Annotated in this window: 22 protein-coding genes and 2 tRNA genes; 9 read left to right on the forward strand and 15 right to left on the reverse strand. The window is 66.1% G+C overall.

Annotated features, from left to right (window positions below):
- The first annotated feature begins 480 nt into the window (after window positions 1-480).
- Entirely contained in the window at window positions 481-705 is a 225-nt protein-coding gene (locus MED01_RS13940) for a hypothetical protein (RefSeq protein ID WP_238668998.1), read from the forward strand.
- A 65-nt stretch (window positions 706-770) separates the two neighbouring features.
- Here MED01_RS13940 and MED01_RS13945 read toward each other — a convergent pair whose 3' ends face one another.
- The 6 genes from MED01_RS13945 to MED01_RS13970 form a co-directional block, all read right to left on the reverse strand.
- On the reverse strand, window positions 771-1568 hold the full coding sequence (locus tag MED01_RS13945) for a carbon-nitrogen hydrolase family protein (RefSeq protein WP_238668999.1): 798 nt from the start codon (window positions 1566-1568) through the stop codon (window positions 771-773).
- A 138-nt stretch (window positions 1569-1706) separates the two neighbouring features.
- Entirely contained in the window at window positions 1707-3002 is a 1296-nt protein-coding gene (clpX, locus tag MED01_RS13950) for an ATP-dependent Clp protease ATP-binding subunit ClpX (protein ID WP_030333537.1), read from the reverse strand.
- A gap of 209 nt (window positions 3003-3211) precedes the next feature.
- Window positions 3212-3874 (reverse strand): ATP-dependent Clp protease proteolytic subunit, encoded by a 663-nt coding sequence (locus MED01_RS13955; RefSeq protein ID WP_030333536.1) that lies wholly within the window; start codon window positions 3872-3874, stop codon window positions 3212-3214.
- Between the two features lie 10 nt (window positions 3875-3884).
- Window positions 3885-4526, reverse strand: coding sequence for an ATP-dependent Clp protease proteolytic subunit (locus MED01_RS13960; RefSeq protein WP_007464111.1), 642 nt, complete (start codon window positions 4524-4526; stop codon window positions 3885-3887).
- Between the two features lie 193 nt (window positions 4527-4719).
- On the reverse strand, window positions 4720-6066 hold the full coding sequence (gene tig, locus MED01_RS13965; RefSeq protein ID WP_145789660.1) for a trigger factor: 1347 nt from the start codon (window positions 6064-6066) through the stop codon (window positions 4720-4722).
- 138 nt (window positions 6067-6204) lie between these two features.
- Window positions 6205-6278, reverse strand: a tRNA-Pro gene (locus MED01_RS13970).
- Window positions 6279-6599: 321 nt separating this feature from the next.
- Between MED01_RS13970 and MED01_RS13975 the strand changes: the two genes are divergently transcribed.
- Window positions 6600-6673 (forward strand) — tRNA-Gly (locus MED01_RS13975).
- 86 nt (window positions 6674-6759) lie between these two features.
- Here the strand turns inward: MED01_RS13975 and MED01_RS13980 are convergent.
- Window positions 6760-7200 (reverse strand): hypothetical protein, encoded by a 441-nt coding sequence (locus MED01_RS13980; RefSeq protein ID WP_238669000.1) that lies wholly within the window; start codon window positions 7198-7200, stop codon window positions 6760-6762.
- 218 nt (window positions 7201-7418) lie between these two features.
- Here MED01_RS13980 and MED01_RS13985 point away from each other — a divergent pair, with 218 nt between their 5' ends.
- Window positions 7419-7811, forward strand: a complete 393-nt coding sequence (locus MED01_RS13985; protein WP_238669001.1) for a hypothetical protein — start codon at window positions 7419-7421, stop codon at window positions 7809-7811.
- A gap of 111 nt (window positions 7812-7922) precedes the next feature.
- Here the strand turns inward: MED01_RS13985 and MED01_RS13990 are convergent, their stop codons facing one another.
- The gene (locus tag MED01_RS13990; RefSeq protein ID WP_238669002.1) at window positions 7923-8753 is read right to left on the reverse strand and encodes a hypothetical protein; all 831 of its coding nucleotides are present in this window, start codon (window positions 8751-8753) and stop codon (window positions 7923-7925) included.
- Window positions 8754-8900: 147 nt separating this feature from the next.
- On the opposite strand from MED01_RS13990, the gene MED01_RS13995 reads away from it, so the two are divergent.
- From MED01_RS13995 to MED01_RS14010, 4 genes are all read left to right on the forward strand, one after another.
- Window positions 8901-9668, forward strand: a complete 768-nt coding sequence (locus MED01_RS13995; RefSeq protein WP_238669003.1) for a TIGR02391 family protein — start codon at window positions 8901-8903, stop codon at window positions 9666-9668.
- A complete protein-coding gene (locus tag MED01_RS14000; RefSeq protein ID WP_238669004.1) occupies window positions 9665-10846 on the forward strand; it encodes a hypothetical protein in 1182 nt (393 codons plus the stop codon). The genes MED01_RS13995 and MED01_RS14000 overlap by 4 nt, the downstream gene beginning before the upstream one ends.
- A gap of 674 nt (window positions 10847-11520) precedes the next feature.
- Complete coding sequence (locus MED01_RS14005) at window positions 11521-12270, forward strand: DUF6338 family protein (RefSeq protein WP_238669005.1); 750 nt, start codon at window positions 11521-11523, stop codon at window positions 12268-12270.
- Window positions 12271-12312: 42 nt separating this feature from the next.
- Window positions 12313-12879 carry a hypothetical protein gene (locus MED01_RS14010; RefSeq protein ID WP_238669006.1) on the forward strand — a complete coding sequence of 189 codons (567 nt, stop codon included), beginning with the start codon at window positions 12313-12315 and terminating at the stop codon, window positions 12877-12879.
- A gap of 46 nt (window positions 12880-12925) precedes the next feature.
- Here MED01_RS14010 and MED01_RS14015 read toward each other — a convergent pair whose 3' ends face one another.
- Window positions 12926-13429, reverse strand: coding sequence for a BsuBI/PstI family type II restriction endonuclease (locus MED01_RS14015; RefSeq protein ID WP_238669007.1), 504 nt, complete (start codon window positions 13427-13429; stop codon window positions 12926-12928).
- Between the two features lie 541 nt (window positions 13430-13970).
- Here MED01_RS14015 and MED01_RS14025 point away from each other — a divergent pair.
- Complete coding sequence (locus MED01_RS14025) at window positions 13971-18872, forward strand: P-loop NTPase family protein (RefSeq protein ID WP_238669008.1); 4902 nt, start codon at window positions 13971-13973, stop codon at window positions 18870-18872.
- A gap of 184 nt (window positions 18873-19056) precedes the next feature.
- On the opposite strand, the gene MED01_RS14030 is transcribed toward MED01_RS14025, so the two are convergent.
- The gene (locus MED01_RS14030) at window positions 19057-19725 is read right to left on the reverse strand and encodes a hypothetical protein (RefSeq protein ID WP_238669009.1); all 669 of its coding nucleotides are present in this window, start codon (window positions 19723-19725) and stop codon (window positions 19057-19059) included.
- Window positions 19726-20176: 451 nt separating this feature from the next.
- Between MED01_RS14030 and MED01_RS14035 the strand changes: the two genes are divergently transcribed.
- Entirely contained in the window at window positions 20177-20623 is a 447-nt protein-coding gene (locus tag MED01_RS14035) for an NUDIX hydrolase (RefSeq protein ID WP_238669010.1), read from the forward strand.
- Here the strand turns inward: MED01_RS14035 and MED01_RS14040 are convergent.
- From MED01_RS14040 to MED01_RS14060, 5 genes are read right to left on the reverse strand one after another with little or no spacing between them, the layout of a single operon-like run.
- Window positions 20606-21193: a histidine phosphatase family protein gene (locus MED01_RS14040; protein ID WP_238669011.1), complete on the reverse strand. Its 588-nt coding sequence runs from the start codon at window positions 21191-21193 to the stop codon at window positions 20606-20608. The genes MED01_RS14035 and MED01_RS14040 overlap by 18 nt on opposite strands.
- On the reverse strand, window positions 21190-21936 hold the full coding sequence (locus tag MED01_RS14045) for an SDR family NAD(P)-dependent oxidoreductase (protein ID WP_238669012.1): 747 nt from the start codon (window positions 21934-21936) through the stop codon (window positions 21190-21192). Before MED01_RS14045 ends, MED01_RS14040 begins: the two co-directional genes overlap by 4 nt.
- Window positions 21933-23066 (reverse strand): hypothetical protein, encoded by a 1134-nt coding sequence (locus tag MED01_RS14050; RefSeq protein WP_238669013.1) that lies wholly within the window; start codon window positions 23064-23066, stop codon window positions 21933-21935. The genes MED01_RS14045 and MED01_RS14050 overlap by 4 nt, the downstream gene beginning before the upstream one ends.
- Entirely contained in the window at window positions 23063-24157 is a 1095-nt protein-coding gene (locus tag MED01_RS36095; protein ID WP_238669014.1) for a glycosyltransferase family 9 protein, read from the reverse strand. Before MED01_RS36095 ends, MED01_RS14050 begins: the two co-directional genes overlap by 4 nt.
- Entirely contained in the window at window positions 24136-24570 is a 435-nt protein-coding gene (locus MED01_RS14060) for a phosphoribosyltransferase (RefSeq protein WP_238669015.1), read from the reverse strand. Before MED01_RS14060 ends, MED01_RS36095 begins: the two co-directional genes overlap by 22 nt.
- Window positions 24571-24634 lie beyond the last annotated feature (64 nt).

Here is a 24634-nt window from a genome sequence, read left to right on the forward strand (position 1 = left end):
CAGCGCCAGGCACTTTTACTACATTACCCGCTCGTTTCCACCGTGTCAAACCGATATTTCGCGGTTCGCCATGCTTCAACAGATAATGCGGATAGCCTTGCTTGCTCGAGTCCACGAGGACGCACGTCGTTACCGACGTTCGTTTCTGTCGTGGGAAGCCGCAGACCGGCCGATCACCGCTTCGCGGCTCTCCGCCCGGCTCCTGCCGGCTTCAGCACTCTACCCGGTCGGCTCCGCGTTCGCAACCCCGTCTCCGGAGTGTTCCGCACCGCCCGATCCTCAGTCTCGCTCGGCGTTCCCGCCACGAGCCTGGCGCCCGTTCTCGGCCAGTTTGTCCGGCCTCCCCCGTGCAGAGAGAAAGTTACGCGGACGGCCCGGAGAAGGCAAATCAGGGTTCATCACTGGTTCGGGCGAACAGCGCCGACCGGTCCCCGGCGCAGCCGAGGACGGGAGCCGCCTCGACGTGCCAGAGTGTCAGTCATGGATGAGTCCGGGCACGGTGCCAGGGTGTTCGCCGAGGAGGCGCTGCTCGGCCTCATCGGGCCGTTCTGGCAGGTGGTGATCGGCGCGGTCGTGCTGGTCGTTCTTGTGCTCTCGGTCGGACGACTGGCCCGACGGGGCAAATCCCGGATGACCACGGCGCTGCTGGTCACCGCCGCGGCCATCGCCGGGTTCGCGGTGATCGGCGTCCTGCTCGAGAACTGAGGTTCAGCGCCGGCGGTCGGCCAGGCTGGATGACGCAGAGCCTGCGGTTGGCCGGGCCGGGCAGCTCAGAGCCGGCGGTTGGCCAGGCTGGGCAGCTCGGCGCGGATCGTTTCGAGCCGGTCCAGGTCCAGGTCGACGACGGAGACCCCCGGGCCGTCCGGCACCTGGCCCATGACCGTCCCCCACGGGTCGATCACCATGCTGCGGCCAAAGCAGGTGCGACCTGGCTCGTGGTCGCCGGTCTGACCGGCCGCCGCCACGAAACACTGGTTCTCGATCGCCCTGGCCCGCAGCAGGACCTCCCAGTGGTCCCGGCCGGTGTGCATCATGAACGCGGCCGGTACCACCAGCAGTTGGGCGCCGCCATCGGACGCGAGCAGCCGGTACAGCTCCGGGAAGCGCAGGTCGTAGCAGATCGACAGGCCGACCCGCAGCCCCTCGACGTCGACCACCACCGGTTGGACCCCGGGCGCGACACTCGCCGACTCCCGGTAGGAGACCCGACCCGGGATCTCCACGTCGTACAGGTGGATCTTGCGGTAGCTCGCGGCCAGACTGCCGGAACGGTCGAAGACCAGCGACGTGTTCCAGGTGTGGTCCGGGTCCGGGCCGGCCTCGTGGAACGAGCCGGCCACCAACCAGATCCCGAGCCGCCGCGCGACACCGGCGAAGAAGCTGCCCACCTCGCCGTCGACCGGCTCCGGTTCGGGCAGCCCAGCGGCAGGACCCAGATAGTCGACGTACTCCGGGAGGACGGCGAGATCCGCGCCGCCGGCGGCGGCGCGCTCCAGTAGGGCCTCCGCAGCCGCCAGATTGGCCTTACGGTCGTCCCGGGCGTTCAACTGGCAGACGGCGACACGCATGAGCAAAGGGTACGGCTGGAGGGCTCTGACGGACAGCGTCACAGTCTGGCCGGCACGGGTGGTGGGCACTGGCGAACGGCGCCGAACACGAACACGCCGGCCGCTCAGGATCGAACGGCCGGCGTGATGCGGGAAGGATCAGGCGGACTTCTCTTCGCGGTCGCGCCGAGCCCGGCGCCCGGTGAACTCACGCGGCACGATCGTCGGGTTGACGTTCTCCAGGACAACCTCGCGGGTGATCAGCACGCGGGCGGCGTCGGGGTTGCTCGGCACCTCGTACATCGCGGAGAGCAGAACCTCCTCGATGATGGCCCGCAGACCACGGGCACCGGTGCCCCGCAGCATCGCCTGATCGGCGATGGCTTCCAGCGCCGGCTCGTCGAACTCGAGCTCGACACCGTCCAGCTCGAACAGGCGCTGGTACTGCCGGACCAGGGCGTTGCGCGGCTCGGTGAGGATCCGAACGAGGGCGCTACGGTCCAGGCTGCGAACGTTGGTGATCACCGGCAGCCGGCCGACGAACTCGGGGATCAGCCCGAACTTGAGCATGTCTTCCGGCATGACCTGGCTGAAGATGTCGTCGGTCGACCGCTCGGAGACCGACCGGAGCCGGGCACCGAAGCCGGTGCCGCCCTGCCCGGTGCGGGACTCGATGATCTGGTCGAGGCCGGCGAACGCCCCACCACAGATGAACAGCACGTTCGTGGTGTCGATCTGGATGAACTCCTGATGTGGGTGCTTACGGCCACCCTGCGGGGGCACATTGGCCACAGTGCCCTCGAGCATCTTGAGCAGGGCCTGTTGCACACCCTCACCGGAGACGTCCCGGGTGATCGACGGATTCTCCGACTTGCGGGCGATCTTGTCGACCTCGTCGATGTAGATGATGCCGGTCTCGGCGCGCTTGATGTCGTAGTCGGCGGCCTGGATCAGCTTGAGGAGGATGTTCTCGACATCCTCGCCCACGTAGCCCGCCTCGGTCAGCGCTGTGGCGTCGGCGATGGCGAACGGGACGTTCAACATCCGGGCGAGGGTCTGCGCGAGGTGGGTCTTGCCGCACCCCGTCGGGCCGAGCAGCAGGATGTTGGACTTGGCCAGCTCGACGGCGTCACTGCCGGAGCCCGGCGCGCCAGCCGCCTCGGCCTGGATCCGCTTGTAGTGGTTGTAGACAGCTACAGCGAGCGCCTTCTTGGCCTGATCCTGCCCCACGACGTAGGTGTCGAGGAACTGGCAGATCTCCATCGGCTTGGGAAGCTCTTCCCACTTCACCTCGCCGGACTCGGCCAGCTCCTCTTCGATGATCTCGTTGCAGAGATCGATGCACTCGTCGCAGATGTAGACCCCTGGGCCCGCGATGAGCTTCTTGACCTGCTTCTGCGACTTGCCGCAGAAGGAGCATTTCAGTAGGTCGCCGCCGTCACCGATCCGTGCCACCTACGTTCTCCCTGCACTCATCGGCCGGAGACCCGGCCCTGACCTGCGGACGTTGCGCGCCGCCCGGCTTAGTTCGCGCCGCCGGTCCAACCGGCGAAGCGGTACGGACCCGACGTTACCCGCTGGCGGGGCATTCTCCGACCCCCAAAACGGGTGTGTCAGAGGTCGGCCGGGAACGGAGCCCCGGCCAACCTCTGACCCGGTACAGCTCAGCGGGCGGCGTTGGCCGCCAGCAGACCCTTCTTGCGGCTGGTCAGGATCGTGTCGACCAGCCCGTACTCCTTGGACTCCTCGGCCGTCATGATCTTGTCACGGTCGATGTCCTTGCGAACCTGCTCGATCGGGCGGTTGCAGTGGCGGGACAGCATGTCCTCCAGCTGCGTACGCATCCGCAGGATCTCCCGGGCCTGGATCTCGATGTCCGAGCCCTGCCCGTAGCCGCCCTCGGTGGCCGGCTGGTGGATGATGATCCGCGAGTTCGGCAGGGCCATCCGCTTACCCGGGGTGCCCGCCGAGAGCAGCACCGCCGCCGCGCTCGCCGCCTGCCCGAGGCAGACCGTCGAGATGTCCGGACGGACGTACTGCATGGTGTCGTAGATCGCCGTCATGGCGGTGAACGAACCACCCGGCGAGTTGATGTACATGATGATGTCGCGGTCCGGGTCGGTGCCCTCGAGCGTCAGCAGCTGGGCCATCACGTCGTTGGCCGACGCGTCGTCCACCTGGACGCCGAGGAAGATGATCCGGTCCTCGAAGAGCTTGTTGTACGGGTTCGACTCCTTGACCCCGTACGACGTGCGCTCAACGAACGACGGCAGCACGTAGCGGTTGTGCACGGCCGCGAACTGGGGCGGCAGGCTCAGATCGGTCATCGTCAGCTCCTCAGCTCAGGGTCCCGGCGCCATCCGGAACCTGTGCGGCCCCGATGATCACCTTGTCGATGAAGCCGTAGTCCATGGCCTCCTGGGCGGTGAACCAACGGTCCCGGTCCGAGTCGGCCTCGATCTGCGACTGGCTCTGGCCGGTGTGGTGCGCGACCCGCTCCTGGAACATCCGCTTCGTGTAGAGCATCTGCTCCGCCTGGATGGCGATGTCGGACGCCGTGCCGCCCAGACCACCGGACGGCTGGTGCATCATGATCCGTGCGTGGGGCAGGGCGTACCGCTTGCCCTTGGTGCCCGCGCAAAGCAGCAGCTGGCCCATCGAGGCAGCCATGCCCATCGCCACGGTCGACACGTCGTTGTCGATGAACTGCATGGTGTCGTAGATCGCCATGCCGGAGTAGACCGAGCCACCCGGCGAGTTGATCCACAGGTTGATGTCGCGGTCCGGGTCCTCCGCGGCGAGCAGCAGCAGCTGCGCGCAGATGCGGTTGGCGACCTGGTCGGTCACCTCACTGCCCAGGAAGATGATGCGTTCCTTGAGCAACCGGTTGTAGACCGAGTCGTCGAGGTTGCCAATGGAGTCGCCACCGCGCGCGTCAATCGCCCGGAGCGACTTCTTGGGGATGTGCATGTCGGTCATGGCAGCCCTTCGCTCTCCGTACCGTCTTTCCCGACACTAACCGCTGTGCGGGGCGGCAGAGTCCCGGTCGGGGCAGTGTTCGCTCTCAGCGCAGCTGTGTCGGGGTACCCGCGGCGCGGGCTTCCGGGCGTACCCGGCAGTGCTTGCTGCCCGGCGTACCCGGCAGTGCTTGCTGCCCGGCCGCACCCGACGATCAGTGGTCGTGGTTGTGCTCCGCCTCGTTGGCGGCGCGCAGGGCGTCGAGGGTGATCCCGTTGCCGGCCGAGTCCTTGATCGTGATCTTCTCCATGACGGCCGCGAGCGCCTTGCCCCGCCGCACGTCGCCGAAGACCGCGGCGGCCGCGCCGGAGCGCACCAGCTGGTCGTAGTACTGCTGCGGGGCCATCCCGGCGCGCTGCGCCCGGTGCACGATCTCGTGCCCGAACTCGTCGTCGGAGACCTGCACGTCCTCCGCGTCGGCCAGCGTGTCCAGCAGGAGCTGGACCTTGACGCCCTCGGTCGCCGCCTCGGTCAGCTCGGCGTCGATCTGCTCCTCGGTCTTGTCCTCTGCCGCGAGGTACTCCTCCATGGAGGCGCCGATCCGCTCCAGTTGGTCGACCATCGCCTGCTTGCGGCTCTCGACCTCCTCGCGGACGACACCCTCCGGGGCCGGGATGTCGGCGGCCTCGACGAGCTGGGCCAGGGCCTTGTCCCGAGCGGCGTAGATCTGCTCGACCTGCTTGCCCTGGGTGACCCGGGACCGCAGGTCGCCGCGCAGCTCCTCGATCGTGTCGAACTCGCTCGCCATCTGGGCGAACTCGTCGTTCAGCTCCGGCAGCTCCTTCTCCTTGACCGTGCGCACGGTCACCGCCACGTCAGCGTCCCGACCGGCGAAGTCGCCGCCGACCAGCTGGGTGGTGAAGGTGGTGTCGTCGCCGGCGGCGAGGCCGACCACTGCCTCGTCCAGGCCCGGCAGGAGCTGCTTGCTGCCCACCTCGTGGGAGATGTTGCTCGCCTGGCCGCCCGGCACGTCCTCGCCGTCGACGGTGGCGTTCAGGTCGATCTGGACGTAGTCGCCCTCGGCGGCGGCCCGCTCGACGGTCTTGAGGGTCGCGAAACGCTCCCGCAGGTTCTTCACCTGCTCGTCGATCTCGCTCTCGTCGATCTGCAGCTCGTCGACGGTCACCTCGATGGTGCTCGCGTCCGGGATGGTGATCTCCGGGCGGACGTCGACCTCGGCCGTGAAGTTCAGCGAGTCACCGTCGTTGAACTCGGTGATCTCGACCTCCGGGCGCCCCAGCGTCTTCAGGTCGTGCTCGCGCACGGCGGCGAGGATGTTCTCCGGGATGGCCTCCTGAACCGCCTCGTTGAGGACGGTGCCCCGGCCCACCCGCTGGTCGATCACCGCGGTCGGCACCTTGCCCCGGCGGAAGCCCGGAACCTGGACCTGCGAACCGATCTCCCGGTACGCCTTCTTGAGGCTCGGCTCGAGCTCGACGAACGGCACCTCGATGGCGAGCCGCACGCGCGTCGGGCTCAGAGTCTCGACGGTGCTCTTCACAGGCGTACTCCTTGACGGATCTCAGTTGAGTCTGGGCGTGATTCAGCCCATCGAGTGTAGGCGAGCCGGCCTGACGCTCCGGCATCGCCCGGGAGCCGCACTGGGCGGCACCCGGGGCGGCCCGGCCGCGGACGACAGTCGGGGTGGCGGGATTTGAACCCACGGCCCCTCGCTCCCAAAGCGAGTGCGCTACCAAGCTGCGCCACACCCCGTGGCGACGTGCAGTCTATGCCGTCGCCACGCCTCAGTAGGTGCCGGGGCATCCCCCACCCGGACACATCACCCGAAAATTACCATTCCACCCCACCTGCTCGCCGCCAAGATCCGCCGGGCGGCTCCAAGATCCGCGCAACGTCACGGATGTTCTGGCCTCCTGGGACGGCGAGGCCACTACATCCCGGATGTTGTGCGGATCTTGGTCGCCGTGCCGCCGGGCCCGCCGACGACGCGACCTCGCGCGGCGGCGACGCGGTTACGCGTCGGGCACCGACATTGGGTACGCTAGGGGCGCGTCCTGCTTCGGCGGGATGCACGCGGGCGTAGCTCAATGGTAGAGCTTCAGTCTTCCAAACTGACTACGCGAGTTCGATTCTCGTCGCCCGCTCCACGCACGAAGGCCCAGGTAAGACCGCATGATCGCGGCACCTGGGCCTTTCGCATCTCGTCATCGCGCCGAGCGGGATCGGCTGCCCTCTAGGACGTTTCGGCGTAGCGCCGAGTCGCTTGGATGATCGACGCCGCGACATCGTCGGCGCGGGTGTGTCTGCCGGTCCACTTGGCGAGGTTGGACTTCTGGACCGCCCAGGCGACCACACGCTGGTTCTTCGCCGTCGTGATGGTCATGCCGCCGTAACCCGCATCCACCATCGCCACGTCGTGCAGAGCGACGCGGTGGGAGACGTTGGGGTTCCGCACGATCACCTCGGTGTCCGTGAGGATCACGGCCGGAGACCAGGCGAACCTCCACCAACTCAGCAGCGCGCCGACGATGGCGAGAGCGCTCGCGAGCACGGAGCCGAGAACCAGCCACGACAACAGGCCGACCAGAGGGACCAGAGCGAGTACGCCGAATCGACCGAGCGGTGAGACTCTCCAGATCTGCGGTGCGCGTGGGTTGCCGACGTGCTGTGCCATCGTCGTGCTGTCCTTCCTGCCATGCCTCTTCGACCAGAGATGGATTCAAGGCGGGCCCTCGCCTTTGGCCCTGCGGTCCGGGAGTGAGCAGGATAGAGCTTCGACTCTGCGCGCGGCTGACAGCCCACGCTGACAGCGCACCGGCCCGGGCGCCAGACCTTCGATGTTCGCCGATACGGCTCCTGTGCAGACGGTGGCGGACGGCCGAGACTGTAGCGATGTCATCCGTTGGTGCGGGCGCCCCACGCAGGCAGGTCGTCACCGCCGCTCTGCTCATCGTCGTCGGTGTGCTGGTCCTCTTCGTCCCGGCCGGTGACGAGGGCAGGGTTCTCGTGCCCATCAGCGAGGGTCACGGGCTGTCCGCAGTGGACGGAATCGGTGCGGCGCTGCTGACGGCGGGCGGCACCTGGTTGGAGGTGCTGGTGATACGACGCCTGCCGTACCTCGCCCTGCCGCCACGGGCCCTGTTCGCACTCGGCCTGCTGGCCGGTCTCGGCGTGGGGCTCCTGGTCGCCTCGGCCTTCTCGGGATTTTTCTGGTGGTGGGCTGTCGGCGCAGCCATGCTGGGCATCGCCGTCCTCGTGCTGGTGCCCCTCACGGCGCGCCGCTGAGGAAGACTGGCCGCGCACGGGTCACCAGACTGGCTCTTGACACACAGCAAGGCCCAGGTGAACCGCGCGGCGGCGGCGCCTGGGCCCACTCGGCTAGGCCGAGTTGCCGAGTCACCTCAGGTGGAACCGTTCGTCGACCGCGAGAGCGGCCAACTGCGGAACGGAGAACGGCAGCTTCGTCAACGCTGGCCGGCTCTCGTCCAGCCGCACAGTCTGCGCCACGAAGACCACAACGCCGTCCGGGTGCCGGTACGCCGACCACTGGTCGAGCCGATCGTCGTCGGTCGGTCGGATCACCACGCCGACCCGCGTCGTGCCGGCGGTCTCCACCTGGCATTCGCCCCGCATGCCCCAGAAGGTCTGGGCCAGGTCACACGGCTCGGTCGGCAACTGGTTGCCGGCGTCGTGCACCTCCACGATCACGCGACCGGTGCCCTTGCCCTGCGCCACGGCCACCGAGGACGAGTAGCTCCACACGTCGACGCCGTCCACCTTGTCCTCGAACTGCGCCTGGTGGGTCCGCAGCGTCCGCTCCTCGGCGGACTGGTTCGGCGGGTCCTCCGGCGTGGTGTAGCCGGAAGGTATGACCGAGACAGCCTCGCTGAGCAGGTGAGTTCCCTGCTCGTACTTGGATCCGGCCCGCGCGGTCCGGTCCTCCTGCGGCTGGCCGTCCGGCCCGGTCGGCCACGGCTCCTTGGTGTCCGGAGAACCCAGCGGCCCCTGACCCGCCGGTTGGTAGACGCGGCCGTCCGGGGTGGCGACGGCCGCGAAGCCGGTGACGGCCAGCACGACGGCGGCCGATCCGAGGGACGCCCACAGAGCGCGTCGACGGAAGCACGTCCGCCGTGCCGCGCCGAGCGCTGCTCCCGTACTCAATGGTGGTGGCGGGGTTGTCCGCGCCATCTCGCTGCGGAGCCCCTCGCGGAACTCTTCTTCGTTCATCGCTCTCTCATCTCGATCCCGCTGTGGACGGGTGACAGGAGGCCGCGCAACGTGTCGAGCCCGCGTGCCGCCTGGCTCTTCACCGTAGTCAAGTGTCTATAGAAGCCAGGCCGTGTGTCACAGCAGCGTTGCTATACGTTGCTCGGCGTGAACGAGAGTCTCGCCCGTGAACGCCTTGCTGGTGTACTTCAGCTCATCGACCAGTGGGGCGACCTGTACGACCGACGCTGGGGAAAGCGAGAGCCGTATGGGGAGGAGAACCCCGCACTCGACTCGCAGGTCGACTCGCTCATCGACGAGGTGCGGTCCCGGACGAGGTTGGCCCGAGACGTGATCGTCGCGATGGGTGAGGTGCAGTTGGCGGCGAAGGTCGTCGAGCACGAAGAGGGAGTGTATGGAGGGCATCCGTTTACTCAGGCTCGTGTCGCGATCGTCGAAGCGATCTCCAGCCTTGCGCAGCGGGAGGAACTGGCCGAGATCATAGGTCCGGTGGGCCCTCGACTGTCGGCGTCGGAGCTGCATCCAACTATCTGGGGGGCCGCCGCCAAGCTGTGGGACGACGGCCACCTCCGCGCAGCGGTGCAGACAGGTGCGACAGCGCTCGAAGGCCTGTTGCAGGGCATCGCCGGACCAGGAGTGTCGGGCGAGGGCCTTGCTGGCCTCTTCTCTATTGGCGATCCGACGGTGGCGTCGCCCCGTCTTCGACTGCGCGACGTTGACTCGGCTTCGAAGACTTGGAAGTCAGCGCATGAGGGAGCCGCTGCGATGATCCGAGGCGCCTTTATGGGTGTGCGAAATGTGGTGTCTCATCCAGGGTGGCCGGATCCAAGTTCTCGTGAAGCGCTTGAGATGCTCGCGGTCCTGAGCTACGTGGCTCACCTCGTCGACCGATCAGATAAGGCGGATGCTCAGTGAGCGCTTCGGCCTTCGACGGGATCTCGGAAATGCGTCTTGAAGGCGGCGGAACGATGTCCGTCACCTTCACCGATGGCCGAAGCGCAACTGCTCCGCTTGGGCGAGATGTATTCGAGCCAACCAGCGCAATCGCCTCCTCCACCTACCTTCCGCAGTCTTCACGGTTGCACCTGCGAACAAAACAAGGCGACGACATCTTCGTCGACCTACCGCAGCCCACCGAACTCGCACCCCTAGCCGGCAGACCAACGATCTATCTCGATCAAAATCACTGGAGCGCCCTGGCCAATATGCTCCACGAGCCACACCGGGTCACCAACGAACAGGAGCGCGAGGCAGCGGCGAAGCTCATTGAATTCGCGATGGCCCGGAAAGTTGTGCTGCCAATGTCCTCTGCGCACTTGTCAGAAACCTGCAAGCAGGTCGACGCCGACCAGCGCTACCGGCGGGCGCTTACTATTGCCCAACTCTCGGCGGGCTGGCAACTGCGTGACCCGCTAGATCTTCGGCGGTTTGAAATACGACAGGCGTTGACCGTACGATACCGTCACCTTTGCCTGGTCCCTCCGGCGGCAGTCACCCTCGAGCCGAACGCCGTCCACTCCGGCCGAGGCAGCGACCTTCCAGACGTCGGCGCGGATCTACCAGCCGAAGCCCAATGGGCTGTCCATGCCATTCGGTGCATCGGAGGGATTCTCGATGCAGTGCTCGACGCGGAACATATCCCTATGTCCATTGCACCAGGATGGGCATCCGGATTCCAGGAATTTGCGACATTCTTGAAGAGCAACCCAAAAGGGAAAGAGTTGAAGCGCCGAAGGACGCATGCGAAGTTCATCGCCGACTTGGGGCGAGAGCTTCCTGAGGAAGCACACCGTGCTGGCATTACACCGGAGGAGATGTCCAATTGGACTCTTAATCATAGCGAGGAGGACCTAAGAGACATGCCGGCTCTAGGACTGTTTCGGGAAGTCATTCATGAGAAGCTCTCAGATGAGCGCCTCCGTTGGTTAGACAACGATCTCGTTGACATGATGTACCTTACGTCGGCAGCGGGCTATTGCGACCACGTCGTCGGTGAGCGTGCACATATTTCCCACATCGCAAATGGGCTTCGGCGGCTAGGCCGGGCGACCAGCATCCACCGCAACCTCCGCTCACTGGTCAAGCAGCTTTAAGTGGAAGGAGCCCCTTAGGAATTTGCGGCACGCTCGTGATTCGTTGATGGCCGTTGCTACTAACGTCGCCGTTCGATCACGAGGATGGCAAGCCGACTCATTGACCGGTTGGGAGTCAGCGGTAGCCATGGCAGAGGAGCCGCTCAAGAACCATCCAAGCTGACAGGCGCTGATAACACCGTCCCTGAGCTCGCAATGCATGAGCTCTTCGAGGGGGCTGCCTGGCGCGTCCGTGACAATTAGGGCCCGGGCATGCGATCTCCTGTCGCTCCAGGTTCGCGCTCATGCGCGCCATGGGTCTGGGTTGTTGGGCTCGGTTGGAGGTGACTTCAGCCTGTCGGGTCCGAGCCACATGGGATGCGGCAGGCAGCGGGAAGGGATGTTGTCGCCGAGACGTGCGCGGGTCGGAGCGCCAAACCCGGCTACTCAAAGGGCATAATCATCGCCATGGCCGATGACAAGAGCAACGCCAGACCCAACCCCGTAAGCCTCGGCGAGGGCGAGTTCAAGCACGGTTCGCAGGTGATCCTCACTCCGATGGCCGCAGACTTCAACCCACCGTCTGCCTCGATGAATCCCGCTGCATCCCCCGGCCCAGCACCCGCCTCCAACGGCTCTGGTGGCTCTTCGGCCGCTAGCCCCAGCAGTAGCGCTCCTACCGCCAGCGACTAGCGATGTTGCCGCCGGTCACCCTCGGCGCCCTGCTGATCATCCTCGCGCTCGTACCAGGATGGCTATATCTGCGATTAGTCGAACGCCTACGCCCTCCTGCTACCTATGGTGGCCTCCATCAGCTTCTTGAGGTACTAGCCGTCGGGGTTGCCACATCAGGTGTAGCTGCACTGGCGGTTCTACTTACACCTCACCGTCTCTTGCCCTTCACGCTCAACGTCGACGCTTGGGCGGTCGGCGGGGACGCTTACCTCCGAGCGCACCCCCGGCCAGCAGCGTGGAGCGTAGCTCTCGTCTTCGTGGTGGCCTTGCTCATCGCGTACGGGCTCTTCAGCCTCCACCGGCTGCGCCGGCCCGCCGAGTTCAAAGGCCATGGCAATGTGTGGGTTCACAGCCTCGGCGATCGGCCAGCAGACAAAGTGCCCTATATTGGGCTGCATCTTGATGATGGACGTCTAGTTGAAGGCAAGCTGCACTCTTACGCGCTTGACAACCAGGAAGGGTGCCGCGACGTCGCTCTGGAAAGACCCATCCGAATTACCTCAGCAAATGAGACGACTGCCCACCCTCTACCCAATCTCGACCGCTTGGTCGTTTCTGCGGATCGGGTCTCGTACATCACCGTTATCCATGTCCCCAAACAGGTAAAGGCACGCAGACGACAGCGGCGGCCCGCTGAAGAGGCAATCAGCCCGGCCCAGCGCAAGCCAGAAGACTCTTCACTATCAGTTACGGATAGTTCGGCTCAATGACCCCGATGTGATGCAGGCCCCCGCCTCAGGCAAACTTAGGTTGTGGCAAACATCAACTGGGATACCGTCGCAACCTCCGTCGCCGCAGCAGTCTTCACCACCCTGGCCATCGAATATACGGCCAAGCCGTGGCTAGAAGCACGCAAGGACCGCATTCTCGAGGGCATGCGCGGCAGACGCGAACTCCTCGCAACCATCATCAAAATCGCGTTGCCGGCCGCTTTCCTTACTGAGCACTTACCACCAAGCACACCTGCGGATATGCGCCAGCGCCTCCTCGAGGGACGTCGGCAACAGTACGAAGTTATGCGCGACCAAATTCAGCATCTCTTTGAGAACACCGGCCGCTACGGGGGCCTATATCCGGGTCCGGTTCGAGACTTGGTCATACGGTACATCTTGTGTATTCAAGGCCTTGCCTGGTCCCGACGAACGCAGAACGACCAAGCTCGGATCGTTCGAGCGCTAACGGCTGAGTTAGCGCTCGTACTGGATGGCCCTCGTCGACATGCTCCGGCACGACTACGGGCAATGAGGGAACTCGACAAACTGATCCGGGAGACCGAAACGGATGATCCAGCCGACCGGCACGAAGCCCTCCGGACCTAGTCACCGATCCGGATTCGCCCACGGCCCGTAGCGGTTCAGGACAAGGTCACGTTTCGAGTGGGTAGGGGCCGAGAAACCGCTCGCCGTTGAAATGGATCATGTGGGTCGGGTTGTCCGCACACCACACTTCGGTCTCCCAGGCGATCTGGTGAAGGTATTTCCGCGCGTTCTGTCTGGTCGGGAAACAGGTGACGAAGACAGGACCTGCGGTGCTGCCAGCGAAGAGAGTGCGGAGTTCGGCGTGTCGTTTGGCATCGATAGGTCCATGCTTGGGGGCAGCCTCCAGCAACACCAGCCAGTTCTTGTCCGGCATGTACACGATCAGGTCGGGGATCTTGCCGTGGGGGTCGAGGACCACACCCAGGTCGGTGAGAGCCTTCTCCTCGAAGGCTGACCACTTGTCCCCGGCATCGCCGACGTAGAGCACGACGCCGCCGGGGGTGAAGTAGCTGCAGAAGTCCCTGATCATGACGTCGAGGAGTTCGTTCTGGCCGCCGGGACTGAGAGTGACCTCTCGGCCGCCGGGCAGCACTACAGGAATACGGCGCATCTTCCTCTCCGCGGCATAGGCGTCCAGTTTGTCCGGGGAGGTCGATCAGGTAGTTCCTGATGGTGGTGTCGAACTCGTCGCTGCTGTAGGAGCGGATAACGGCCAGGGCGGGATCGCTGATCTGATAGCACCAGTGGGGCGAGTTTGATGGGCCGGTCGGGTTTGTCCGGGTTTTGCACGACAAGCCCTGCGGCGGCGGCCTGGGCCGCCGCCAAGGTCCATACGCAGCTGGCCCTGATATGTCGGTGGTTCCTGTCAAGTGGCAGGCGGAAACGGCGTCCGGAGCTGCGGGTGGAGATTTCGATGGCGCTATCAATCTTGAGGTCGTCCGTCCGGGTTCGTGTCGGTCAGCAGCCCTAGAGTGGTGCGACGCGGTCCGGCGACCGGCCGGGGCAAGCGCAACGCCGGAGATGTGATGAGTAGCTCGAACGAGGGTCCCGCGGACGCAGAGGCGTCGACGCGGACTGGCGTAAACACGTACTCCACCGGCGGAGGAGGGGTTTCCTTCGCCCGCCGCGTGGCCGCCACTTACCTCGCGAGCATGCTCACTGGCAGCCGCCGGAGAGAAACGGGCGAGCTCCCGGTCCGATCGCTCGCGTTCCAGACCGGGCCCGAGCATCCGGCCGACGACCTGCTCGTCGTCGCGGGCGATCACGACATCGAACTCGCCGTCGCTTGCCGGGCGACGCCCAACTTCGTCCCCAGTCACGAAGAGACCGTCAAGCTGGTCGGGTCGCTGCTCGACGAGGTGGCCGCCCATCCCGACGGACGCGTCGCCGTCGCGGTCGCCGGGTGGAAGCCCGAATGGGAACAGGTTGCCAAGCTGTGCGACCTTGCCCGGGCGAACGGCGACGCCAACACCTTCCATACCGCCTTGGAGACAGATGGCCGTTGGTCGCAACCCGCACGCACCCGCTACCTCCACCTGCGTCGGATGGTCGCGAAGCCCTTCGGGAAGGAGCCCGATGACACCGAGGTGAGAGAGCGGACCTGGGCTCTCCTAACACGGCTGCACATCCTCGGGTTCAAGGTACAAAGCCCAGATGAGTCCGACTGGACCGCTGTGGCCAGCTCCTTGGACGGCATTGCCGCCGAGGATGCCGACGGCGTCAGCCTGCGTGACCGTCTCGAGGTAAAAGCCGGCGATTACGACGTTCTCGGAGCCGTGGTCGACCTCAACCTGCTGCGAGCCGACACCCACCTGCTCATCGACGCCCCAGCCACGCGCACCAAGCAGGCCTGGAACATCCTGCACCAGTATCGCATCATGGCGTTCGGCACCGTTCGCGGCAGCCTCGGCGCCGGTGCCGGCGCCGGCACCGGTGGCGCGACGGAGCTTGCGCTGCCGTTCGCCGAAAGACGCGCGGATCTTGCCGCCGAACTGCGGCGCGTCGCCTCCGACCACGGCGCGCTGGTCGTCACCGGTTCCTCGGGAACCGGCAAGAGTGCCCTGGTCCTGTCCACCGTCGCCGAACTCGAGACTGCCGAGCCCGGAGCCTTCGAAGCAGTCGTCGTTAACTTCCGCGAGCTGCCGAACACCGGCGTCGAACTCCAACACCTGCTCGGTACACCGCTCGGCCAGGTGATGGCCGAACTCTCGGCGCCACGCAGGGTCCTCGTCATCGACGCCGCCGACGCAGCGAACGAACGATCTGCCAGGCTGCTGCACCATCTGGTCACCGCCGCCTCGACGGCCGGAATGGGAATCGTCGCAGTCGCCGCCGACCCTGCAGCAGAGTTCGTCCGCGAGCAGTTGACCATCGCATGGCAAGGTTCCGCTCAGACCTTCCACGTCGCACCCCTGGACGACACCGACCTGGCCGAAGTTGCGCAACGCTTCCCCTTGCTACGCGGACTGCTGCGAAACCTGCCCGGCGCCTCCTTGCTCAGGCGCCTGGTCGTGCTCGACCTGCTCGCGCGAACCGGCGTCGCCCTCGATGGGCCAATGAGCGAATGGGACTGCCTCCAGGTCATTTGGAGCAAGGTTGTCCGCGGCGACGGACGCCCCGGCCACGGGTCACCACAGGCGCGGGAAGAAGTCTTGCTCGCGCTCGCAGCATTCACACTCGCTGGTCCCGACAGGATGGTCGGCCCGAGCATCTTCGAAGCCTCAGCGGTCGATGCTTTACGCGCCGACCACCTCCTGGCACCCCACAACGTCTACCGCCGGCAGCCACAGTTCGCACACGACGAAGTACGCCGCTACGCGACCGCCATTTACCTCCTTCGCTCCGAACAGATTGTCGGCACGCTCAACGCCGCCGGGGTGCCGCGATCGGCGCTGTCTGCCGTCGCCCTCGCGTGTAAGGGTCACCTGGTCGACCCCGCACGCCAGCCCGAGCAGACCTTCCAGTCCCTGGTCTCGGGCTTCAAGGATCTCGCCCGCGCACATGGCTCCCGGTGGGCAGATGTTCCGATCGAGGCGGTCCTGGAGACTTCGCCCGCGTATGAGTGCCTCAAGGCCGCTACCGGCGCCGAACCCGCTAATCTCGAGCTGGCTGACGTGCTGCGTGTGATCACGCAGCGGTTCACCTTTAACGGGGCCATCGATCCGTCGATCGGGGCACCCGTCGCACGACTATTAATCGACCACGATGAGCCCTGGAACATCTCCACGCAGGCATTCGAGGTCCTCACGAGCTGGCTCCAAGCCCTCATCGTCGTAGGCGAGCCGGCGGGCCACGCACTTCGCGAAGCGCTCCGTATACGATTGTTGGACTTCTGGGAGCGGTTTCCGCCGAAAGAATCAACCGACGACGACGTACTCGGCTGGACAACCCGGGCAAGGCCCCGGCGACAGCGGAAGAACCTGGACTACCGGGTCACCGACGACGAGTTCGTCGAGACGTTGGCACTGCTCGGGCCCGACATCAACACCGACGTCGAAACCTGCCTGCAGACGCTGGCCGAAGATGCACCCGCTTACCTTGCTCCAGCGGTCGACGCACCCGTCAGCGCGCTCAGCATCGCCCGGCATGACCCCGAGCTGCTCGCCAGGCTTACCGAGGCCTACTACATTGACGAGGACACCGACGACCGGTGGGGCGACCACGGCGAAGGTATCCGCGATCACCAAGGGCGCTGGATGGACTTCCCTCCGCCATTCGCCGCGTACTGGTTCGGAGGGTTTCTGCAGCTGCTCAGGACCGCATCACTTACCACATCCACCCAAGTGCTGAACAACGTGCTCAACCACGCCGCCCGAGTCCGCGTGAAAATCACCTCACAAATGAACCGTCGTCGCGGCATGGCTGCGCCCGGGGAGGAGCTGGATACCAGCGCAGAGACGGACGATGAGTCCTGGGTTGTCACGCTGAATCTGACCGGCCAGCCCCGCCGGTACATCGGTGATGGCCAGGTATGGGCGTGGTATCGAGGAACGTCTAACGGCCCGTACCCCTGCATGAGCGCGCTGCAAGCCATGGAACACCTCGCCGAGCAACTACTCGACTCGGGAGCCGCCCCAGACTTCATCATCGAGCGTCTCCTCGACGGCTGCGAAAACCTCGCGGTTCCGGGAATGCTGTACGGGCTGTTCGCCCGCAACATCGAAAAGGCGGACAACCAACTCGACCGATTCCTCGCCGAGCCCACCATCTGGTTGCTTGAATTCAGCCGGACAATCAACGAACATGTCGGGTTCCACGCGTCCCCCTCCGACGACCTCGCACACCCGGAGCGCCGCCGCTGGACCCCGCAGCAAGTGGCCGTCTGGCTCATGACCCATGCCCATGAAGCACGCCGCGCGGAACTACGCGGCATCGGTGAACAACTCGTTGCCAACGGCAGCCGGCAAGGTTTCAGACCGGACGAGACCCTGCACTGGGCGGCCAACTTCGACGAAACCCGGTACCGGCTCACCCTGGACGGCGATCAGCTATACCTCGAGGTCGTTCCACCGCCCGAAGTCATCGCGGCCCAAGCCGACATCATCGCCCAACAAGAACAGAACCACGTAGTCCTGCGCCTCCAAAACCGCTACTGGGCGTCAGCCAGGTCCGGCGACGGCTACGAGCCACCCACCGCCGCAGAGATCGCAGACGACCTGACCGCTGCGCAAGCGCTACTCGAAGCCCACCAACACCACATGCGCCCGCACGACGCCGTCGCGCAGGTCGTGCGAACAGCCATCGAGCACGCCGCCAAGGGGGAACCTGAAGCCCTCGGCGACAAGGGCGCGTTCGCCGTCGGGGTAGTGATGGCAGTCGCCGCCACATTCCTCGACTCCGCAGACCTACGCGACGAAGGCCAGTACTTCGACCTCGGCGCCGACCGGTCCGCCGCCCGCGCACTCCCCGCCCTACTCACGCCAGAACTCGCACCCGTGCTGACCGAGGCCAAGGTGGCAGTCGCCGACGTAGCCAAGGTCGGGCTCGCCCTAGCCGGTAAAGCTCCGATCGAAACCCGTCTCTTCCTGTGCCGCGGCTGCGACATCGTGTGGGCATCACCCTGTACCGACGGTGAGTGCATTCACACGACTGCGCTCGCGTGGGTCCTTGAAACAGCACGGGGTGCCGAGATCGGGCCCTGGAATGTCGACACCCAACGTACCGCTCGGGTGACGATCGAGGGCGATGTTACCGCGCGCCTGAAGGAACTCGACGGCGAATCGATCGACATCCCCGTCCTCGACCCGACGATCCGCGCCCTGGGTGTCGCGGCAACGACCAGCCACTGCGTCACCAACGACGCCCAGCATCTTCTCGCCGATTTGCTAGCCGTCCAGCGGCGCGCCATGGTCCGGCATAAGGAGGAAGGTTGGAACGTCGACCATCGGGGGACGCACGCGCTCGTCGCGGCGCGCTCTCTCCTGCAGTCCTATGCGGCCGACGCCAACCCGCGCCCGATCATCGATTACCTCGACGTTCTGCGCCACGACGCCGGGCTGCTGATGCACATGCTCCATGGACTCGCAGCGGCCGGCGCCGAGAACGCGGCCCTGGCCAGGGCGGCGAAAGATATATGGCCAGGCCTGCTGGTTCATGCCCTCACATACGTCGAGGGTCAGCCTAACGTCTACCGTGAGCGAACCTGGGGAGCCTGGGCTGCGGCCGCTCTGTTGCCCTACCCGCTGTCGTGGACGCAGGGGCTGTACAACGAATTGTCTGGCCCACCCATCGACTGGGTTGATCCCCCTTCGCTCACAGACCTGGTGAATCGGTGGCTTCCCGTCGGTGTGGGGGAAGCGCGTTGTCTCGATGCGCTCATCCGGCTCGTCCGTAAGCTGCCGGCCTCAGAGCAAGCCACCCGGGGGATCGCCTGGGTTGCCGGCCTGTGCATTCAAGATGGCCGAGTCACGATCAACCGATCGACGTCGTCTAACGAATGGCTGATTGCGGTTCGTGCAACAGCCGAGGAGCACGACACACTCGCACAATGGCAGGCCTTGATCGATGCGCTCGTGGTCGCCGGGAACTCAGGTCTCGCTGGGTACAGCACCTAATCGCCGCAATGCGGTCGACGGCTATCCGTAGGCATTGATCAAGCAATTAAATGTTGCCGCGAGGCTTCGCAGCGGGGCGACCTTGATCGCGGCGTCTCGGTCGGCAGTCCGCGATTGAGGCTCGCCGCGGTAGCGAGACCCACTCAGCGACCCGTCGGTCTCGTACAGCAGCAGTACTCGGGTGTCACTCGCGTCGGTTCAGGGTTCGCCGCCACCGAGGTGTGGGTGGCTGGTCGGCGGGGTGAAGGTGTCGTTGGACGGTGGTGATGAGGTCGGCGATCGCTTCGTGCAGTGCGGTGGTGGCGGTGGCGCGAGCGGCGGCTGCGGCGCGGGGCCGGTACAGATTGTCGGTGCCGTAGGCGGTCATGACGGCGATGGCGGCCTCGGAGGTACGCATCGCCGCAGCGACGACGTCGGCGTCGGGCAGCAAGGCGGCACGGCTGATCGCGGTGGTCAGTCGCACGTACGGCTCGCGCAGGAACGTCGCGCCGCAGGCAAGGTTGCGCATTTTCCAGTCCACGGCGACGCTGCCGGCTCGGGCGACGCCGGTGGCGTCGCCGGTGGCCTCGCGGCCAGCGAAGAACTCCAGCAGTGATTGACCGATGGTGAGCAGCCGTGGCTGCCAGTCGTTCCACCGGGGTTGTTCGGCGACCAGTGCCATGTGCAGTTCGGTGGCCGCGACGATCAGTTCGGTGGTCGCGGCTTCGGCGCGGTCGCGAACGGCGGCGGCGCGGGCGGCCTCGTTCTGGCGGCGCTGGGCGCGTTGCGTGAGAGCCACGCCGGCGATGAGCGCGGTGGTGACTGGCAGCGGTGGCGTTACCAGCGCGACAGCGGTTGACAGTCCGTCGATCATGGCGGACACGATCGCTCACGTTCGGCCGCTACCGCTGAAGGCCACTCCGGTGGTGTCCTGCGCTCGTCACTAACCTCGCGGAGCGCAGCCTCGGCGGGCGCTGCGGCGTATGCGTGAAGTTGTCCTGGGATGTCGATGAGGTGCTCCTGATGCTCGTGTCGACAGCGCTGCGGTAGGAGCTCCACAGTGCGTGGGGTCGGATTAGCGGCCTGCGACCACGGCTCGTCGGGCAGCAGCCCCAGCAGAGCGTGCAATACGAGTGCGGAGCGTTTGCCCCATTCGCCGTCGAAGTTGAGGGCCTTCAGCAGCCCCCGCGCTTCCTGCACCGACTCCCACACCTCACTCGGTGAGGTCACGCCTGCGGATCACAATGTGGCATTTTGTGCTCGCACGACGTCACGGTGTAACTTCGATTCGCCCGCGCCTCGGGCAGCTGCTGATTGGGGTCTACATGCGTGAAGTCGTGCGTCGGTCGGTACGGGCGATCCTGTGGGACGACCGCGATCAGCTGGTGTTGATTAAGAGGACGAAGCCTGGCCAGGCCTCTTACTGGACTGCGCCCGGTGGCGGCCTTGAGCCGACGGACGCATCCCTCGATGCAGCACTGCGACGTGAGCTACAGGAGGAGTTGGGTGCGGAGGCAGAGCGGCTCAGCCAGGTGTTCTTGTTTAGCTCACCGTCGGGCGAGGGGGTGTCCGTACAGCACTTCGTTTCCTGCCGGCTCACCCGCGTAGACGAGAGCGCCCGTACGGGTGCGGAGTTCACTGATCCGGGCCGTGGTGGCTATGCCCTGGACCGAGTGGCCCTCGACCGCCTTCCTGAGGTGGATCTGAAGCCTGAGGCCCTGAAGGAGTTCATCCTCGCGAACACCGATGCCTTGCTATCGGAGTTCAGCTAAGGCGGGCCAGATCCCTGCCGGTGCGAGCGTGAAGCGGCGCGCGGCTTGGAACACGTCCTGGGGGCGGCTCGCTCCGGCGATGATCGCTGCGACGGCGCCGATGAGCACTCGGTGCGAGACGATCAAGGCGTCGTTTACTTCAACCGCAGGTCCGAGGACCGCCGCGGCGGCCATCGCCCGTTCGTAAAGCGCTGTAAGGCTCTCGCCCCCGGCCAGGGCCGAGTCCGGGTCGCGGAGCCGGTCCCTGCGCCAGGTCTGGTACTCAAGTGGGTACTCGTCAGGTCCTTTGCCGAGGACGCAGTCGGGTGGACGCCACTCGGCGTACAGCGGGTTGGGATCGGCGAGCGGCACGCCGAGCAGCGCAGCCAGGATCTGCGCGCTCGTGGTGGCGCGCGGATGCGGGCTGGTGAATACGATTGTGGGCCGGGCACCGCGGTCACGAAGTGTGTGAGCGGTGGCGGCGATTTGTGCCGCGCCGCGCGCGGTGAGGGGTGTGTCGGGTCGGGCATGGGCGTGGGGTCGGGTGATTCCGTCGAGGCTGGTTCCGTGGCGGATCCAGAGGGTGGTCATGACAGGTGCCAGCCGCCGTCGACGTTGATCGCCTGGCCGGTGATGAATCCCGCTTCCGGGGTGACCAAGAACGCGATGGCGGCGGCGACGTCCGAGGGTTGGCCCCGTCGTTTGATGCACTGTCGGTCGAGCTGGCGTCGGACCATGGCGTCGTGGTCGGGTACGACGTGGTGCTCCGCGGGGACCTCGATTGAGCCGGGCCGCACGGTGTTGACGGTGATGTTGTGGGGGCCGAGTTCGCGGGCGAGCGCGCGGACGAGTCCTTCGAGGCCGCTTTTCGCGGCGATGTAGCCGGCGAGGTCGACGCGTCCGATCTGGGTCATGACTGAGGAGACGGCGACGATGCGCCCGTAGTTGTTGTTAATGAGGGCGGGCGTGGCGGCCCGGATGACAGCGGCGTGCGTGACGAGGTTGAGTTCGAGCTGGTCGCGAAGGGCATCGGGGTCCGTCTGGCTCCAAGGGATGCGGGGGTACGCTCCGGCGTTGCTGATCAGGGCCGTGAGTCGGGCGGCGTGTTGCTCGATCGCGGCGCGGAGTGCGCTCTGGGTAGCAGCGGCGGTCAGGTCTCCGGTGATGGTGTGGGTCTGGGCGCCGTGGCGGCGGGCGGCCTCGACGACCGCGGCGAGGTCGGTGTCGTCGTGGCGGTGGGTCAGGACAAGGTCGAAGTCGGCGGGCAGTTGGGCGGCGATGCCCGCTCCGATGCCCGTACCTGCTCCGGTTATGACGGCGATGGGGCGGCTCATGAGGGCGGTTCCGCTGGCGCCTGAGTGGTGAGTCCGAGGATCTGCTCCAGGTTCGCGTCGGGTGCGTAAAGGTCGGCGAGCAGGCCCAGCGACAGAGCGGCGTCGCGAGGCTCCAGGAGCTGTAGTGGGTAGACGGCGAGGATTCGCATGGCGAGGTATGGGCGTATCCAGGCGAGCAGATCCGTGGCGGCGGAGAGTGCAAGCGGCCGGGCGAGCGCCGTGAGGTATCGGGTGATGGCTTGCTGCCGGGCCGGCGATGGTTGGTGCTGGTAGTCGATGCCGACGACTCGGTGGGAAAGTCTTCTGAGCCGAACGGTGGGCTCGACAGCTTCGGCGAGTGCCTTCCTGTGGTCGGCGTAGGCGCCGTTGTTGTAGTGAGGGACGAGCCAGGCGCCGTGCAGTCTCTGGTACCAGAGGAAGCAGGCGATCTCGCCGGGCAGAGCGTTGAGGCCTGCGGTGTCGTAGTCGAACCAGACGGGCTGGTTGTCGGCGTCGAGGCCGATATTGAAGTCGGTGGGGTCGCCCTGGGTCATCGCGGCCCAGACCTGCTCGTCGGGGTGGAAGGCGTCGCGTAGCTCGCTGACGAGGGTATGGAGGTCGAGCCGTCGGGGCTGTCCGTTGACCATGAGGGTGGTCTCTCGCAGCTCGGAGGGTCGGAGACCGTCGGCGTCGGCCAGTTTGAGCACGACCGGGTCGTGGCCGTAGTAGTGGTCCAGCCTGCCGCCTGCCTGGGCCCGGCCGCGGTAGAGCTTGCTGTTGGTGCGCGAGGCGGCGACGCGCCAAATGGTCGCGTCGATGGTCCGGCGGTAGTGCTGAAAGATCGCGTCGAGCCCGCGATCGAGGTTGGCCGCGCTGTCGGGGTCGGTCGATGTGAGAGCGTCGAGGAGCAGGCCCGTGTCCGGGAGATCGGGTTGGTGGCGGTCATAGAGGGTGAGGGTCCAGTGCCCGATGCGGTGTTGGGAATGCAGCCCTGGTACCCGGTAATGGTGGCGGATTCGTTGGTATCCGGCGGCTTCGGCGGCGGCCTCCACGGGGTTCGGGTTCACTTTGGCGAAGAGGCGGTGCGGGCCGATGTCGAGGTGGAACGTGCGGTTCATGGTGAAGCGGCGGTAGCGGGCGACCCGGATCATCGAGGCCACCAACCAGCGCACTGCCCCGCGAAGTCCGCTATGTCCTTGACGGGGATGGCGCGAAGGTCGCTCGCGGTGGACCAGAGAGTGTCGTCGTAGCAGTCCCGCACGGGACACGCATCGGCGACCGACATCAGGTGTGAGAACGGGGTGGCCACCGCGTGGTGGTGCGGCGATCCGGTGATCCACTTGGCGTAGCCGTGCCGTCCGTAGAGGCCGACCACGTGCGGCTGGTTGCCGTTCGGTCGGATGGTGAGCGCGGCGAGATGAGTCAGGCCGGTGTCGTTGCCGATGACCAGCTCGGCGGTGGCGAAGAGGTCAATGCAGTCGACCGCCGTTGGTGAATGAAGTACCTCAATCTGCCCTACGGGTGCCGGAGGTTGGTGGCCCGGTGGTGTCACCAGGCTGAAGCGCCAGGCGCCCGAGTGGCGGGTCGTCAGGTGTTCGGCGACGGCGCTGAAGTTATCGATGCCGTAGTCCTTGCGGTCGGGGCGACTTGTCGTGGCCACGAAGACCACGTGCATTGGCTGTGGCGCTGTGACGGTCGACCGGAACCTCGGGCACGGGTCGTCGGATGCGGGGAGCCTGACGCCGAGGGCTTGCTCGATGTCGAGGTAGTAGCGCATCGGCAGCGCGGCATGGACCTCGACGACGTGGGCGTCAATGAGGTCGAGCAGCGTAGGGGGCGATTCCGGGACCGCGTCGAATTCCAAGGCGTCATCGCTGCCGAGCGTGCCCAGTTGGTGCCCGTTGCCGTCCGTGACCGTGACTGGAAGGGTGCAGCGGGCGATCAGGTCCGCTCGGCTGCCCGCGTACTCCAGGGTTTCGAACTGATCGTGTGTGGCGTCGTGAAGCGCCTGCGCCATGGCGAGACCGAGTAGCAGGTCACCGAGTCCGCGAGAGCCGAAGTCGACGCGCCACCCGTTCTCACGAACCGCGTCGAGGAGTGCCCGCCGGGATGGGATCTCTCCGTTGGCCCGGCGATACGGCAGGAGCCGGCCGAGCGGTGCCTGTTCACGCCGGACGACGCACCGTCCGCCGCGGTGGCACACCGGTTCCTCGACGAGGGTCACAGCGTGGTCAGTACGCACAGCGGGACCCCGTTGCCTTCGAGTAGCTGTCGGCCCTCGCCGGCGGTGTCTTCGACGAGGCAGAGCGCGCCGGTGATGTCGGCGCCGGCCGCACGAAGCGCCTCGACGAGGTTGGCCAGAGTGAGTCCGGTGGTGATCTCGTCGTCCACGATGAGGACGCGCAGTCCTTCGAAGTCGCCGTAGGCGAAGACCTCAAGACGCCGGGCATGGGGCTCGTGGAACACGAGCTTCCCGGGTAGGTCGAGGTTGACTTTCCAGGCGAGCCGATATTGGCTACCGCTGGCCCAGGCCACCGCGATCGTCGGCACGATGCCGCCGGCGTCGAGGCCCAGGAGAAGATCGTGCGGCCGGTACGCCGGGTGCTCGCACCATCGCTTCCACAGGCAGCGCCCCGTCTCCAATACCTGATCCACGGCTACGTCGGTGCGGATGCCATCGAGACCGTGGACGACGCGGCCGGACGAGTGGTGTCTCCCA

Source organism: Micromonospora alfalfae, assembly GCF_022230925.1.
GTDB lineage: Bacteria > Actinomycetota > Actinomycetes > Mycobacteriales > Micromonosporaceae > Micromonospora > Micromonospora alfalfae.

Bases quoted from the DNA above. Each gene is read 5' to 3' on its own strand.
- MED01_RS13985 (WP_238669001.1), top strand. From the start codon at position 7,419: ATGTCATCCGTTGGTGCGGGCGCCCCACGCAGGCAGGTCGTCACCGCC.
- MED01_RS13955 (WP_030333536.1), bottom strand. From the start codon at position 3,874: ATGACCGATCTGAGCCTGCCGCCCCAGTTCGCGGCCGTGCACAACCGC.
- MED01_RS14040 (WP_238669011.1), bottom strand. From the start codon at position 21,193: ATGACCACCCTCTGGATCCGCCACGGAACCAGCCTCGACGGAATCACC.
- MED01_RS13990 (WP_238669002.1), bottom strand. From the start codon at position 8,753: ATGAACGAAGAAGAGTTCCGCGAGGGGCTCCGCAGCGAGATGGCGCGG.
- MED01_RS14005 (WP_238669005.1), top strand. From the start codon at position 11,521: ATGTTGCCGCCGGTCACCCTCGGCGCCCTGCTGATCATCCTCGCGCTC.
- MED01_RS14045 (WP_238669012.1), bottom strand. From the start codon at position 21,936: ATGAGCCGCCCCATCGCCGTCATAACCGGAGCAGGTACGGGCATCGGA.
- MED01_RS14050 (WP_238669013.1), bottom strand. From the start codon at position 23,066: ATGATCCGGGTCGCCCGCTACCGCCGCTTCACCATGAACCGCACGTTC.
- MED01_RS14025 (WP_238669008.1), top strand. From the start codon at position 13,971: ATGCTCACTGGCAGCCGCCGGAGAGAAACGGGCGAGCTCCCGGTCCGA.
- MED01_RS13945 (WP_238668999.1), bottom strand. From the start codon at position 1,568: ATGCGTGTCGCCGTCTGCCAGTTGAACGCCCGGGACGACCGTAAGGCC.
- MED01_RS13960 (WP_007464111.1), bottom strand. From the start codon at position 4,526: ATGACCGACATGCACATCCCCAAGAAGTCGCTCCGGGCGATTGACGCG.
- MED01_RS13940 (WP_238668998.1), top strand. From the start codon at position 481: ATGGATGAGTCCGGGCACGGTGCCAGGGTGTTCGCCGAGGAGGCGCTG.
- MED01_RS14035 (WP_238669010.1), top strand. From the start codon at position 20,177: ATGCGTGAAGTCGTGCGTCGGTCGGTACGGGCGATCCTGTGGGACGAC.
- MED01_RS14015 (WP_238669007.1), bottom strand. From the start codon at position 13,429: ATGCGCCGTATTCCTGTAGTGCTGCCCGGCGGCCGAGAGGTCACTCTC.
- MED01_RS14030 (WP_238669009.1), bottom strand. From the start codon at position 19,725: ATGATCGACGGACTGTCAACCGCTGTCGCGCTGGTAACGCCACCGCTG.
- MED01_RS13980 (WP_238669000.1), bottom strand. From the start codon at position 7,200: ATGGCACAGCACGTCGGCAACCCACGCGCACCGCAGATCTGGAGAGTC.